Annotated in this window: 12 protein-coding genes; 9 read left to right on the forward strand and 3 right to left on the reverse strand. The window is 72.3% G+C overall.

Features of this window, described 5'->3' with window-relative positions:
* The first annotated feature begins 600 nt into the window (after positions 1 to 600).
* The 9 genes from WJM95_RS00130 to ssuE all read left to right on the forward strand — a co-directional run bounded on the left by WJM95_RS00130 (position 601) and on the right by ssuE (position 9,998).
* The gene (locus tag WJM95_RS00130) at positions 601 to 2,175 is read left to right on the forward strand and encodes an ABC transporter substrate-binding protein (protein ID WP_339127319.1); all 1,575 of its coding nucleotides are present in this window, start codon (positions 601 to 603) and stop codon (positions 2,173 to 2,175) included.
* Between the two features lie 32 nt (positions 2,176 to 2,207).
* Positions 2,208 to 3,236, forward strand: a complete 1,029-nt coding sequence (locus WJM95_RS00135) for an ABC transporter permease (protein WP_339127320.1) — start codon at positions 2,208 to 2,210, stop codon at positions 3,234 to 3,236.
* A 2-nt stretch (positions 3,237 to 3,238) separates the two neighbouring features.
* A complete protein-coding gene (locus WJM95_RS00140) occupies positions 3,239 to 4,129 on the forward strand; it encodes an ABC transporter permease (protein ID WP_339127321.1) in 891 nt (296 codons plus the stop codon).
* Entirely contained in the window at positions 4,126 to 5,037 is a 912-nt protein-coding gene (locus tag WJM95_RS00145; RefSeq protein ID WP_339127322.1) for an ABC transporter ATP-binding protein, read from the forward strand. The genes WJM95_RS00140 and WJM95_RS00145 overlap by 4 nt, the downstream gene beginning before the upstream one ends.
* Positions 5,034 to 5,987 (forward strand): ATP-binding cassette domain-containing protein, encoded by a 954-nt coding sequence (locus WJM95_RS00150; RefSeq protein WP_339127324.1) that lies wholly within the window; start codon positions 5,034 to 5,036, stop codon positions 5,985 to 5,987. Before WJM95_RS00145 ends, WJM95_RS00150 begins: the two co-directional genes overlap by 4 nt.
* 25 nt (positions 5,988 to 6,012) lie before the next feature.
* Positions 6,013 to 7,353 (forward strand): LLM class flavin-dependent oxidoreductase, encoded by a 1,341-nt coding sequence (locus tag WJM95_RS00155; RefSeq protein WP_339127325.1) that lies wholly within the window; start codon positions 6,013 to 6,015, stop codon positions 7,351 to 7,353.
* A gap of 125 nt (positions 7,354 to 7,478) precedes the next feature.
* Complete coding sequence (locus WJM95_RS00160; RefSeq protein WP_339127326.1) at positions 7,479 to 8,528, forward strand: LLM class flavin-dependent oxidoreductase; 1,050 nt, start codon at positions 7,479 to 7,481, stop codon at positions 8,526 to 8,528.
* Between the two features lies 1 nt (position 8,529).
* Positions 8,530 to 9,306 carry an alpha/beta hydrolase gene (locus WJM95_RS00165; protein ID WP_339127327.1) on the forward strand — a complete coding sequence of 259 codons (777 nt, stop codon included), beginning with the start codon at positions 8,530 to 8,532 and terminating at the stop codon, positions 9,304 to 9,306.
* 134 nt (positions 9,307 to 9,440) lie between these two features.
* Positions 9,441 to 9,998: an NADPH-dependent FMN reductase gene (gene ssuE / locus WJM95_RS00170; protein ID WP_339127328.1), complete on the forward strand. Its 558-nt coding sequence runs from the start codon at positions 9,441 to 9,443 to the stop codon at positions 9,996 to 9,998.
* A gap of 142 nt (positions 9,999 to 10,140) precedes the next feature.
* On the opposite strand, the gene WJM95_RS00175 is transcribed toward ssuE, so the two are convergent.
* The 3 genes from WJM95_RS00175 to WJM95_RS00185 form a co-directional block, all read right to left on the reverse strand.
* Positions 10,141 to 11,268, reverse strand: coding sequence for an LLM class flavin-dependent oxidoreductase (locus WJM95_RS00175; protein WP_339127329.1), 1,128 nt, complete (start codon positions 11,266 to 11,268; stop codon positions 10,141 to 10,143).
* A 97-nt stretch (positions 11,269 to 11,365) separates the two neighbouring features.
* A complete protein-coding gene (locus tag WJM95_RS00180; RefSeq protein ID WP_339127330.1) occupies positions 11,366 to 12,760 on the reverse strand; it encodes an NtaA/DmoA family FMN-dependent monooxygenase in 1,395 nt (464 codons plus the stop codon).
* An 18-nt stretch (positions 12,761 to 12,778) separates the two neighbouring features.
* Entirely contained in the window at positions 12,779 to 13,987 is a 1,209-nt protein-coding gene (locus WJM95_RS00185) for an LLM class flavin-dependent oxidoreductase (protein WP_339127331.1), read from the reverse strand.
* Between the last annotated feature and the right edge of the window lie 106 nt (positions 13,988 to 14,093).

Here is a 14,093-nt window from a genome sequence, read left to right on the forward strand (position 1 = left end):
GCCGACGGGCGGCCGACGGTCCTCGCGCGGCGGTCGGGCCGTGGCGGACGACTCGGTGGTCTTCCCGTCGGCCGGCGGCCGTCGCGACCGGGTGGGGCGCATCCCCGCGTCCCCGCGGCCTTCTGATCAGCGGTCAGCACCCGTCCCGCCCAATGAGACACCAATTGGTGTCCATTGACAGCCGTCGAGAACCGGCCCCAGGATGTGCACCATGCTCACGACGCACCCCGGCGTGGTGTGCCGCTACGTGGACCTGCGGCGCACTTCCAGCGCTCTCTGTCGCTGACCGCCTGCCGACCACGGCCTCCAGGCGCCTGACTCCCGTCCCGCCGGTACCGGCCCTCCGCCGTACCGACGTGCGGTCGCCGTCATCGCGCGCCGCCCTCTCGGCGTTCCTCCGCCTCTCCTCCCCCAGTCTCCCGGCTCGCCCCACGGCCTGCCGACGCCCTCTGCCCTGACACGGCATGCCTCCGTGTGCGCCCAAGCACGCACAGGCATGCCCGGCGCCGGGCTGCGCGTCGCCCGCCGTCGGAGTCCGCCGTCCTTCGCTCCCCCCCCGTCGCCCCGGCGTGGGCGGGAGCTCTCGCAGAAAGCGAACCGATGTCCGGACGCATCACGCCCCGCACCTCCACAGTGGCATCCCGTTCCTCCCGGCGCCCCGGTCGGCTCCGCGCGGCCGCCCTGGGAACCGCCCTCGCCTCCGTGCTCGTCCCCGCGCTGAGCGCCTGCGGCGGCGAGGCCGCGTCGGCCACCGGCTCCGCCGCGCTGAAGTGGACCTCCTCCTACTTCCCCGCCCACTGGGACCCGGTCGTCAGCGGCAGCGGCGCCCAGTTCCGTGAACTCGCCCTGGTATACGTCTCGTTGACGCGGACGGACGAGCACGGCAAGGCGGTCCCGGACCTCGCGAAGAGCTGGGACTACAACGCGGCAGGCGATGTCATCACCTTCCATCTGCGCCCGCACCTCACGTTCAGCGACGGCACACCGGTCGACGCCGCCGCCGTCAAGGCAGCCATCGAGCGGGCCAAGAAGCAGAAGAACTCCGCCCTGTTCGGCGATCTGACCTCCATCAAGTCGGTGGACGCCCAGGGTCTCGACACCGTGATCCACCTGAGCCAGGTCGACTACCAGATCCCCCAACTGCTGGGCGAGCGCGTCCTCCAGATCGCCAGCCCCAAGGCCGCGGCGTCGCCCGAGAAGCTGGACCAGAGCCCGGTCGGCGCGGGCCCGTTCGTCGTCACCCAACTCGTCCCGGGCACCAAGGCGGTGCTGAAGAAGAACCCGGACTACTGGGACGCCAAGAACATCCACATCGACCGTGTCGAGCTGAGCTCCGCCCCGGACGCCTCCACCGTCGTCTCCGGACTCCAGACCGGCGTCTACAACTTCGCCGACATCGCGCCCAGTCAGGCCGACGCGGCCAAGAAGGCCGGACTCGACGTCTTCGTGCAGCCCGGCTTCAACGCCTCCAACCTCAGCCTCAACACCAACAAGGCGCCGTTCGACAACGACAAGGTCGTCGACGCGGTCCGCTACGCGGTGAACCGTCAGGAGTTCGTCGACAAGCTGACGTTCGGCTACGGCTCGGCGACCGACCAGCCGTTCCCCAAGGGCTACGTCGCCTACGACCCGCAGTCCGAGAACGCGTACCCCTACGACCCCGCGAAGGCCAAGAAGCTGCTGAGCGAGGCCGGTTACAAGGCGGGCGCCCTCAAGCTCAACCTGGTCATCCCGGCCGAGGACCCCCAGGCCGAGATCGTGCAGGCGCAGTTGGCGAAGGTCGGCGTCAAGGTCACGATCAAGATAGACAAGAACTGGGCCACCCCGTTCTTCGCCAAGGACCTGACGTTCTCGCTGTACGGCACCACCGGGCGTGACTCCGCGGCGCAGACCCTGACCGCGCACTTCGGCCCCAACGGTCCGCTCAACCTCAGCTCCCCCTACGAGCCGTCCGGCTTCGAGGCGGCCATCGCCAAGGTGCGCAGGACCCCGCTGGACTCGCCGGACTACGCGAAGGTCCTCCAGGCGGCGACCCGGGCCGGCCTCAAGAGCAAGGCGCTGGTCTTCACGTACTCCTCGCCCAACCTCATCGCCAAGAGCAAGTCCATCTCCGCCCTGCCGAAGAACCCGGCCCACATCGACTGGACCGGCGTCACCATCGCCGGCGGCAACTGACCACCCGCCCACGACAGTTAAGGGGGCAACCCATGACGACGACGGAGGCACTGGCCCCGTCCGGTGTCCGTCTCCCGGGCGCCGCGGTCAGGACCGGGCACACCCTGGGCCGTGTTCTGGCCGTCCTCGCCCGCTCGGCCGCGATCTTCGTGCCCGTGTTCGTGGTCGCGACGTTCGTGACCTTCGCCCTGCGGTCGCTGAGCGGGCTGAGCCCGGCGCGCATCCAGCTGGGCGAGGAGGCGACTCCCGCCGCGGTCGCCCGTGTCGAGGCCCACTGGGGCCTCGACCGGCCCTTCCTCGTCCAGTACGGGGACTGGTTCGGGGGCGTCCTGCACGGACGGCTCGGCACGAGCTGGACCAACGGCGCCGACATCTCCACCCTCATCGGCCTCGGCCTGGGCGTGAGCCTGTCGGTGGCGACGTTCGCTCTGATCATCGGTGTCGTCGCGGGGTTCGGCCTCGGCACGATCGCGGCGGTGCGCCGCACCACCTGGATCGACCGGGCGATCACGGGCTTCGTCACGCTGATCTCGGTGATGCCGGCGTTCGTCGTCGGTATCGTGCTCGTCGCGGTCCTCTCGGTGGGACTGCATCTGTTCCCCTCCGCCGGATACGTTCCGGCGGAGGAGGGGTTCGGGCCGTGGCTCGCCCACATCACCCTGCCCGCCGTCGCGCTGAGCTTCGACGTGGTCGCCGACGTGGCCCGCCAGCTGCGCGGCAGCCTCGTGGGGGCCTACCGCGAGAACTACGTGACCGGCGCGGTCGTCCGGGGCCTGAGCCCGCGCCGGATCTTCTTCGGCCATGTCCTGCGCAACGGCCTCGGACCCGCGCTCGCCACCCTCGGACTGAAGTTCCCGGCCCTCGTCGGCGCCTCCGTCGTCACGGAGTGGATCTTCGGGCTCCAGGGGTTCGGGCGGTTCGCCAACGACTCCGCGCAGGCCGGCGACGTCCCCGCGGTGCAGGGCGTCCTCGTGGTGTCGATCGTCCTGGTCGTCGCCTTCAACCTGCTCGTCAATCTGGTGCTGGCGCGCGTCACACCGGCCGCCCGGCGGGGGGTGTGACCATGGTGCGCCGCGTTCTCACCCTCACCTCGGCCCGCATCGCCCTGGCCGTCCTCGTCGCGATCGCCGTGCTCGCCCTGTTCGGGCCGCTCCTCGCTCCGCAGGACCCCCTGGCCACCAGCGACCACACGCTCGCCGCCGCCTCCGGTGCCCACTGGCTGGGGACGGACTACCTCGGCCGCGACGTGCTGAGCAGGCTCCTGGCCGGCTCCCGCGTCAGCGTGCTGGGCTCGCTGGAGGTCGCGTTCACGGCCCTGGCCATCGGTGCCGTCCCCGGCATCCTGTCGGTCCACCTCGGCCGGGTCTTCGAATGGGTCACGCTCCGGCTCGCCGACACGTTGGTCGCCCTGCCGTTCCTGCTCTTCGCCGTCGCCGTCGTCGCGCTGCTCGGCAACGGCCTCACCCAGGCGATGCTCGTCACGGGCGCCCTGGTGTCCCCGCTGTTCTACCGCGTGGCCCGCGCCGCCACCCTGGCCGTCGCCCGCTCGCCGTACGTGGAGGCCGCGATCGTCTCCGGCGCCTCGACCGGCTGGATCGTACGCCGCCACGTGTGGGCCAAGGTGCTCCCGCCGATCGCGGTGGCGCTGGCCCAGACCGTCGGCGTCGGCTTCGTCATCGTGTCGAGCCTGACCTTCCTCGGCATCGGGGTGCAGCCTCCCGCGCCCACCTGGGGCGGTCTGCTCGCGTCCGACCTGGGCTATCTCAGCCACCAGCCGTGGGCACCGCTCGCCCCCGCCCTCCTGATCATGGTCACCGTCTGGGCCTGCAACCTCCTCGCCGACGCCGTCCGAGACGTCTCCGGCGAGGCGGGCCGCACCTCGGCCGGCCGCGCCAGGAACCGACCCGACCGCCGCTCCCAGGCCGGTCCCGCTCCCGCCGGAGGTGCGCGATGACGACCCTGTCCGGGAAACTCCTCACCGAGACCGTGACGGGCGAAGAAGCCCCGGAGACCACCGGGTCCGCTCCCACGGCACCGCCCGAACCGCCGTCCCCCGTGCTGGCCGTACGTGATGTGCGGATCGGGGAGGGGGACGGCGGCCGGGAGATCGTCCACGGCGTCAGCTTCACGCTCACGCCCGGCAGCGCCGTCGGCATCGTCGGCGAGTCCGGCAGCGGGAAGACCCTCACCTGCCGTGCCGCGCTCGGAATCCTGCCCGCGCCCTTCGAGGTCACCGGGGGCTCGGTGGAGATCGACGGCCACGACATCGCCGGGCTGTCCCCGGCGCGGTGGACGGATCTGCGCGGTGCCACGATCAGCGCCGTCTTCCAGGACCCGGCCTCCTATCTCAACCCCTCGATCCGCGTGGGGGCGCAGATCGCCGAGGTCCTCCGGGTCAAGACCGGCCTGAAGCGGCGCGCCGCACGGCGCCGGACGACCGAACTGCTGCGGTCGGTCCATCTCCGTGACCCGGAGCTCGTCGCCTCGCAGTACCCCCACGAGCTGTCCGGCGGCATGCTCCAGCGGGTCCTCATCGCCGTGGCCATCGCCGCGGGTCCGCGCATCCTCATCGCCGACGAGGCCACCACCGCGCTCGACGTCACCGTCCAGGCCGAGATCCTCGACCTGCTGGCCGACCTTCGCGAGCGGACCGGACTCGCCCTGGTGGTGGTCTCCCACGACCTGGCCGTGGTCGCCCAGCTGTGCGACGAGGTCCTCGTCATGCGCCACGGCGAGGTGGTCGAACAGGGCCCGGCCGAGGACGTGCTCCGCCGGCCGCGGCACGCGTACACGCGGCTGCTGATCGCCGAGCACGAGCAGTACGGCCTGGAGAAGTTCCTCGCACCCGAGGGGGAGTCATGACCACGGACACCGTGAAGTCCGCCCCGGACCCGGGAGCCGTTGCGGTCCCGGGAGCCGCCCCGGACCCGGGAGCCGCTCCGGCAGCGGGGTCCGCCCCTGCCACCGGATCAACCCGGGCCGGAGAGCCGAAGCGTCCCGTCCTGGAGATCAGGGACCTCGCCGTCCGTTACGGACCGCGCCGACGCCACCGGCACGCGCTGCACGGCGTCGCGTTGAATGTCGCGCCGGGCGAGACCGTCGGGATCATCGGCGAGACGGGTTCGGGCAAGTCCACCCTGGCCCGGGCGGTGCTCGGTCTGGTGCGGCCCTCGGCGGGCTCCGTGGTCGTCGACGGCGAGGACGTCACCGCGTACGGCCGCAGGCAGTGGCGTGCGCTGCGCCGGCGGGGCCTGGTCCAGTACGTCTTCCAGGACCCCCTGCGCAGTCTCGACCCCGACCTCACCGTCGAGGCCTCACTGAGCGAACCCCTGCTTGTCCAGGGCGTGTCCCGCGCCGAGACGGCACACCGGGTCCGCGCCTTCCTGGCCCGCGTCCACCTCTCCGAGGACCTGCTCGCCCGGCTGCCCGGTGAACTCTCCGGCGGACAGCGCCAACGCGTCGCCGTGGCACGGGCGTTGGTCACCGAACCCCGGCTGGTCATCCTCGACGAACCGGTCAGCGCCCTGGACTCCGCCAACCGCGTCCAGATCCTGCGCATCCTGGAGGAACTCCGCGACGACGGGGTGGCCCTCGTCTTCATCTCCCACGACCTCGGCTCCGTCGCGGGGATCGCCGACCGCATCGCCGTGCTCTACCGCGGCGAACTGGTCGAGACCGGCGCCGCCCGCGATGTCATCGGCCGCCCCCAGCACCCGTACACGCGCCTGCTCGTCCGTTCCGCGCCCACCCTGAGCTCCGCCCCGGCCGACCGGGCCGAACGCGCGGCCCTGCGCGCCCTGCTGAACGTCTGAAGCCCTCGAAGACAGGAAGAACACCATGCCCCGCACCATCCATCTCGCCCTGCACCCCTACGGCGTCGGCGGTCCCGGCCAGCACGGTCTGTGGAAGGACCCGCGCGTCGCGAAGAACGCGAGCATCGACATCGACTACTACATCCGGCTGGCGAAGGCGGCCGAACACGCCCTGTTCGACGCCCTGTTCATCGTCGACAGCCAGTTCATCAACGCCACCTACCCGGCGCACTACCTCAACCGCCTCGAACCGCTCACCCTGTTGTCCGCGGTCGCCACCCACACCCGGCACATCGGCCTGGTGGGAACCGCCAGTTCGACCTACAACTCGCCGTTCAACCTGGCCCGGCGCTTCGCCTCGCTGGACCACATCAGCGGCGGCCGGGCCGGCTGGAACGTCGTCACCAGTTTCGACACCGGCACGTCCAAGAACTTCGGACTCGACGAACACCTGGACTACACCTCCAGGTACGGCCGCGCGCTGGAGTTCGTGCGGGTGGCCCGCGGTCTGTGGGACTCCTACGAGGACGACGCGTTCCCCGCCGACGTGGCCCGGGACGTCTTCCTCGACCCGGCCAAGCTGCACGCGCTCGACCACGAGGGCGAGCACTTCAAGGTGGCAGGACCGCTGAACCTCTCCCGCTCCCCGCAGGGCCAGCCCGTGATCTTCCAGGCCGGGGTCTCCGAGGAGGGACGCGATCTCGCGGCGCAGGTCGCCGAGGGCATCTACGCGCCCGGCGGCACGCTCCAGCAGGCCCAGGAGTACTACGCCGACATCAAGAAGCGCACGGCCTCCTACGGACGCGACCCCGACCACATCAAGATCTTCATCCACGGGAGCCCGGTGGTCGCCGCCACCGACGAGGCGGCCCGGCGCCGCGAACGCGAGATCTTCGAGGAGGACAACGACTTCGGCCGCAACCTCGCCCTGCTCGGACGCTCCTTCGGCGCCTACGACTTCAGCGCGCACGACCTGGACGCGCCCTTCCCCGATGTCGCGCACCTCGCGGAGAAGGGCGGCCGCACCGGCGCGGCGGCCCTGATCGAGCGGGCCCGCACGGAGAACCTGACGCTGCGCCAAGTCGCCGAGTCCGTCAACCAGTTCCGCGGATCACCCTTCGTCGGCGCCCCCGGGACCGTCGCCGACACCATCGAGAAGTGGTTCGACGCCGGCACCTTCGACGGCATCAACCTCGCCTTCCGCACCGAGGACGAACTGGACCTCTTCGTCGACGGGGTCGTGCCGATCCTCCAGAAGCGCGGGCTCTTCCGTACCGAGTACGCGGCCGACACGCTGCGCGGCAACCTCGGCCTGCCCGTCCCGGCCAACCGGCACACCCGCGAACCGCAGCTCGCGAACGACTGAGATCCCGCCGCGGCCGGCCGGTGGAGGCGGACCGGCACCGGCCGCGACCGGCGGCGGCCTCACCCGAGCGCCGTCCGGCACGGCCGCCCCGACGAGACGACCCGCCACCGAAAGGCCGACATCCCATGACGAGCGAGCGACCACGCTTCCGGCTCGGCTTCCTCACCCACGTCCAGGGACGCGATCAGGACATCGCCCGCACCTACCGCAACGCGCAGGAGCTGTTCGCCGTGGCGGACGAGCTCGGCTTCGACGTCGGCTGGGTGGCCCAGCACCACGTCGCCCACGGCGGTGGCGGACTGTCCTCGCCCTGGACCTTCCTCGCCCACGCGGCCGCACGGACCAGCCGCATCCGCCTGGGCACGGCCGTCACCGTCCTCCCGCTCGAGGACCCGATCCGCCTCGCCGAGGACATCGCCACCGTCGACGCCCTGAGCGGCGGTCGCGTCGAGATCGGTGTGGGCAGCGGATCGAGCGCCCAGGAGTACGCCGCGTTCGGCCGGGACGCCGACCGCAAACGCGAACTGACCAGCGAGAACCTCGACCTCCTGCGACGGGCCCTGGCCCACGAGGAGGTGGGGACGCCCGGCTTCCGCGTCCAGCCCCGCCCCGGCGACTTCGGCCGCCGCGTCTGGCAGGGCGTGTTCAGCGCGCAGGGGGCCGAGTACGCGGCGCGCCGCGGTTCGAACCTGCTGCTCAACCGGGCGGCCTACGGATTCGACTCCCCCACCGACGAGGTGCAGCGGCCCTGGGCCGACGCCTTCCTCGCCGCCTGGGACCGGCCGCACCGCCCGCGCGTCGGCCTGTCCCGCTTCGTCTTCCCGGCCAAGGACCGGCGCACCGCGCTCCGCGCGATCGGCGACGACGTGCACCGGGCGGCGCTGCGCATGGCGGAGAGCGGCGCGTTCCCCAAGGGCCTCGACCGGGACGAGGCGCTGCGACGCTTCCACTCCTTCCACGGCCATCCCGAGGAGATCGTCGAAGCTCTGGGCCGCGAGCAGGTCCTGCCCGTCGCGACGGACCTGATCGCCCAGTTCAACCCCGCCGTCCCCGACCACGACGCCGCCGTCCGCGCCCTCGAACTCATCGCGACCGAGGTGGCGCCCGCGCTGGGCTGGAAGCCCGCGCACCGGGGCGGGCCCGCACCCGTCGAACCCGTACCAGCAGGAGCCTGAGATGCCCACGTACACCGACCACCACGGGCCCGAAGGGCTCCTCGTCCGCGGCACGATCCTCGTGGTCCCCGGCCGCGGCGAGACCCGGGCGACCTACGCGCGCCTCGGTGCGCGGCTCGCCGCCGACGCCTACCGGGTCCGGGTTATCGACCCCCCGGCCCTCGACGCCGACGACCCTGCCGGGTCCCTGACCGAGCTGGAGGCCCGGCTCGCCCGGGCCGTCGAGGACACCGCCTCGCAGGACGGTGTCGTACGGCCGGTCGTCCTCGTCGGCGCCGACTCGGGGGCCGTGGCGCTCGCCGCGCTCCTCGGCGGGTCCCGCACCCCGGCCGCCTGGTGGCCGAACGCCGTGGTCCTCGCCGGCCTTCCCGGTCCGTCCGCGAAGACCGGCGCCGTCGGCGCCACGTGGGACGCCGAGCTCGACGTCCGCACCGCGTGCCCCACGCATCGGGGCCGCCTCACCGAGGACCCCGAGGTGCGGCGCGGGTCGCTCGACGCCGCTCTGCCGGACGTGCTGCTCTCGGCGGCGTACGACAGCGAGTCACCGCTGCCCACCCTGCTGCTCGTGGGCGACTCCGATCCGCTCGCCGACGACGAGGCACTCGCCCGCCTCGCCAAGTCCCTTCCCCTGGCCCGCCTTTCGGTCGTCCACGGAGCTCACCACGACGTCCTCAACGACCTCCAGCACCGTTCGGTGGCGGCCGAGGTCGTCGGCTTCCTGGAAGCACTGCGGGGTGACCTGCGGCCGCTGATCAGTGTGCGGTCCAGCGCCTGGTGAGAGCCCGTCGGGCGGGCCGGCGTACACCGGCCGGCCCGGCCGACGCGAAGGCTCCCCCGACGCGCAGGCCCGGCCGACCGGCCGGCGCACGCACCCGCTTTCACCCAACCGAATCCCGACCCGGAAGGTCCGCCATGGCCACCATCGTGTCCGTCTCCGGAAGCCCCTCCCCCACCTCCCGCACCACACGGCTCCTGCGCCACCTCGACGACCGGCTGCGCCGCCAGGGCCACGAGGTCGTCCCCCTGGAAGTGCGTACGCTGCCCGCCCACGCGCTGCTCGGAGCCGACTTCCGGCATCCGGCGATCGTCGAGTCGGCGGCCCTGTTCGAGCGGGCCGACGGCGTGGTGATCGGAACACCGGTCTACAAGGCCGCCTACTCCGGCCTGCTGAAGTCGTTCCTCGATCTGCTCCCGCAGTACGCGCTGGCCGGCAAGACGGTGCTGCCCCTCGCCACGGGCGGCAGCACGGCCCATGTCCTCGCCATCGACTACGCGCTGCGTCCGGTGCTCACGTCCATGGGCGCGTCGCACATCGTGCCCGGCTGGTTCACCCTCGACAAGGACATCACCGCCGACGAGGACGGCACAGCCGTGATCGCACCCGCCGCGGCCCAGGCCCTGGAGCAGGTGACGGACCACTTCTCCGTCGCTCTTGGCGGCCGCGCGACGGCACTCGCGTCGACCGGCTGACCGCGAGCGCCCGGCCCGGGTCCGTGCGTGCTCCGCAGGTGATCACTCCGTCACGAACAAGGCACCCCGTGCCCGGTACTCCGGGCACGGGGTGCCTTGTTCGTCGGCCCCGGCCGTCTCCCCGGAGAAGGCCGACGCCGGTTCACCGCTTGCGCCACTCCTCGGCCAGCAGTTCGTACGACCGCACCCGGTCCGCGTGTCCGTGGGTGATCGTGGTGATGAGCAACTCGTCCGCTCCGGTGGCCTCTTGAAGCTGTTCCAGTTGGTCGGCCACCCGCCGGGGCGAGCCGACGAACTGCGTGTCGAGGCGGTCCTGGACGAGGGCCAGGTCCGCGTCCGACCAGACGTGGGCGCGCGCCTCGTCCGGGGTCGGGAACTCGATGGCCCCCTCGGCCGTACGGATGCTGCGCACCCAGGGGCCGTATCCCGTGGCGAGTTCACGGGCCCGCTCGTCGTCCTCGGCGACCACGACGTCCGCGGACACGCTGACGTACGGCTTGTCGAGGACGTCGGAGGGCTGGAACGCGGCGCGGTAACCGTCGACCGCCTCCAGGACGGTGGCCGGGCTGACGTGGTAGTTCGCCGCGAACCGGAGTCCGCCCCGGCCCGCGACCTCGGCGCTCTGCCCGCCGCTGCTGCCGAGGATCCACAGCTCCAGGTCGGCGCCCTCGCCCGGCACGGCGCGCGCCTCGACGCCGTCGGACGAACGGTAGGTGCCCGCGAGCAGCGCGAGGATGTCGTCGATCTGCTCGCCGTAGTCCTGCGACTCGGCGTTGGGCTGCTGGAGGAGCGTGCGCTGAAGGGCGATCCTCGGTGAGCCGAGGAGGTGCTCGAAGGAGAACCGGGGCGGTATGAGGAGCCCGTTCGGGGCGCGGCCGTCGGTCACGGGTGTCGCGGTCACCGGTGCCGTGGCGGGCTTGCCGGACGGCCGGCCGCCCGAGCGTCCGAGGCCCAGGTCGAGGCGGCCGGGGTGCAGCGCGTCGATCAGGCCGAACTCCTCGACCGTGGACAGGGCGGTGCGGTGGCCGAGTTGTACGGCACCGGCGCCGAGCCGGATGGTCGAGGTCGCGGAGGCGGTCAGGGCGATGACGACCGCGGGCGAGGTTCCGGCCACGCCGGGGTTGAGATGGTGCTCCGCGAACCAGTAGCGGGCGTAGCCGAGGCTCTCGGCCCGGCGGGCCAGGTCGATGGAGTTGCGCAGCGCGTCTGCGGCCGTGGAACCCGAGGAGACCGGAACCAGGTCGAGTACGCCGAGAGGGATGTCGGACATGTGCTGGGGCCTCCTCAGCGGTCGACGGACGGGGGTGCGGTGGTGGACGGCGGGCCGGGAGCGCGGTGGCGCGGTACCCGGTCAGGGGCCTGGAGCCTCATGACGCCACCCGGCCGGGGTGCGCCTCGGTGTCGGTGTGCGCCCCGGCGTCGGGGTGGGCGAGGCCGAGGTGGTCGCGCAGGGTGGTGCCCTCGTACTCGGTGCGGTAGACACCGCGTTCCTGGAGGAGCGGGACGACGGTGTCCGCGAAGGAGTCGAGGCCGCCCGGGGTGATGTGCGGGACGAGGATGAACCCGTCGGAGGCGTCGGCCTGGACGAACTCGTCGATGGTCCGGGCGACCGTCGCGGGGCTGCCCACGAAGGCCTGCCGGCTCCCCGTCTCGATGACGAGGTCGCGGATGGACCAGTTGTTGGCGGCGGCCCGCTCCCGCCACTCGCGGGCGGTGGCCAGCGGGTCGCGGTACATCCGGACCTGGGCACGGCCCCGGGCGACGGTGTGTTCACCGAGGTCCGGGTCGATGTCGGGCAGCGGCCCGTCCGGGTCGTACGCGGACAGGTCGCGGTTCCAGACGAACTCCAGGTGCTTGATGGCGGTCGCGCCGCTGACCTGCCGGCGCCGCACCTCCCGGGCGTGCTCCTCGGCCTCGGCGTCGGTGTCCCCGAGGACGAAGGTCGCGGCGGGCAGGATGAGCAACTGGTCGGGGCGGCGGCCGTAGCGGGCGAGGCGGGCCTTGACGTCCGTGTAGAAGGCCTGGCCCTCCTTGAGCGTGGAGTACCGGCTGAAGATCGCGTCGGCGCTCGACGCGGCGAACTCGCGGCCCTCTTCCGAGTCACCGGCCTGGAAGATCACCGGGCGGCCCTGCGGGGAGCGCGGAACGTTGAACTGGCCCTCGATGTCGAAGTGCCGGCCCTCGTGGACGAAGGCACCGGCCTTGGCGTCGTTCAGGAACGTTCCCGTCTCCTGGTCAGCGACGATCTCGTCCCCGCGCCAGGAGTCGAAGAGCTCGTTGGCCGTGCTCAGGAACTCCTTGGCCCGGGAGTAGCGCTCCTCCTGCGGCAGGAAGCCGCCGCGGCGGAAGTTCTCGCCGGTGAAGGCGTCCCAGGAGGTGACGACGTTCCAGGCGGCGCGCCCCGCGGAGAGGTGGTCGAGACTGGCGAACTGGCGGGCCACCTCGTAGGGCTCGTTGAAGGTGGAGTTGATGGTGCCGGTCAGACCGAGGTGTTCGGTGACGGCGGCGAGCGCGGCGAGGACGGTGAAGGTGTCGGGCCGTCCCACGACGTCCAAGTCGTAGATCTTTCCGCCCTGTTCGCGAAGTCGCAGGCCCTCGGCGAGGAACAGGAAGTCGAACCTGGCGCGCTCGGCAGTCCGCGCGAAGTGGGCGAACGAGCTGAACTCGATGTGGCTGCCGGCCTCGGGGTCGCTCCACACGGTGGTGTTGTTGACACCGGGGAAGTGCGCCGCGAGGTGGATCTGCTTGAGCGGCTTGCTCATGGTCGGGGTCCTTCCGGCTCAGGCGGTCGTGGCGTAGCGGTTGGCGGGGCGGGCGAGCCCGAGCAGTCCGCGCAGGGTGTCGGCCTCGTAGGCCCGCCGGAACGCGTTCCGGCGCTGGAGTTCGGGCACCAGGCCACGGGTGATCGCGGGCAGGTCGTGCCCGGCCACGGCGGGCCGCAGCCGGAAGCCGGACAGCCCTGCCTCGCCCAGCTCCTGGAGCAGGTCGGCGAGTTCGGCGGGCGTTCCGGTGAAGATCCGGGCGTCGCTCGTGTACGGCCGGCCCGCGAGGACGTCCAGTCGCTCGCGTCGGGCCCGGGCGGCTCCGGGGTCGTCGTCCAGGAAGACGACGAGGTCGCCGAAGACGTGTACGGTCTCGTCCCCTCGACCGGCCGCCCGCTGCTCCGCGCGGATCTCCTCGACGACGGAACGGGCCTGGCCGGCGTCGTGCGGGGTGACGTAGCCGACGTCGGCGGCCCGGGCCAGCAGCCGGTACGGGACGGTGGCGTGGGCCAGGGCGCTGACGATCGGCTGCCCCTGCGGCGGCCGGGGCGTGATCGAGGGGCCCTTGACGCGGAAGTTCCTGCCCTCGAAGTCGATGTAGTGGACCCTGTCGCGGTCGATGAACCGGCCGGTGGCCTCGTCGCGGATCTCCGCGTCGTCCTCCCAGCTGTCCCAGAGTCTGCGGACGACCTCGACGTAGTCGGCGGCCTCGTCGAAGAGTTCGGTCACCAGTTCCTGGGCGGCGGGCGTGTCGTAGTCCTCGATCCGCAGGGGCGGGAAGGTGCGCCGTCCGAAGTGCGCGGCCTCGTTCTGGCGTGCGCTGACCTGCACGCGCAGGCCGGCGCGGCCGGAGCTCACGTAGTCGAGGGTGGCGATCGCCTTGGACAGGTGGAACGGCTCGGTGTGGGTGGTCACGACCGTGGGCACCACGCCGATGTGGCGGGTCACCGGCGCGACGCGCGACGCGATGAGGACGGCGTCGAGGCGGCCGCGGACCTGGTCGGTGCGGCCGTCGGGTCCGGTGAACGAGGAGGACTGGAGGCCGAGTCCGTCCTCGATGGTCACGAAGTCGAGCAGACCGCGCTCGGCCTCGGTGACGAGGCCGGTCCAGTAGGCGGCGGTCAGCAGGTCGTGGGGGCGGGCCACAGGCTCGCGCCAGGCGGCCGGATGCCAGCCGGCGCCGTCCAGGGCGACGGCGAGGTGCAGCGGAGAGGGTGACGAGGACACGGAAGTGCCTTCCTGATCGACCGTACGGGGAAGCCCGCCCCGGTGTGCGGGGCGCGGCTGCGTGGGAACAGGTCAGGGGCGACAGAGGGCGCTGGCGAACCGCAGC

This window comes from Streptomyces sp. f51 (assembly GCF_037940415.1).
Taxonomy (GTDB): Bacteria; Actinomycetota; Actinomycetes; order Streptomycetales; family Streptomycetaceae; genus Streptomyces.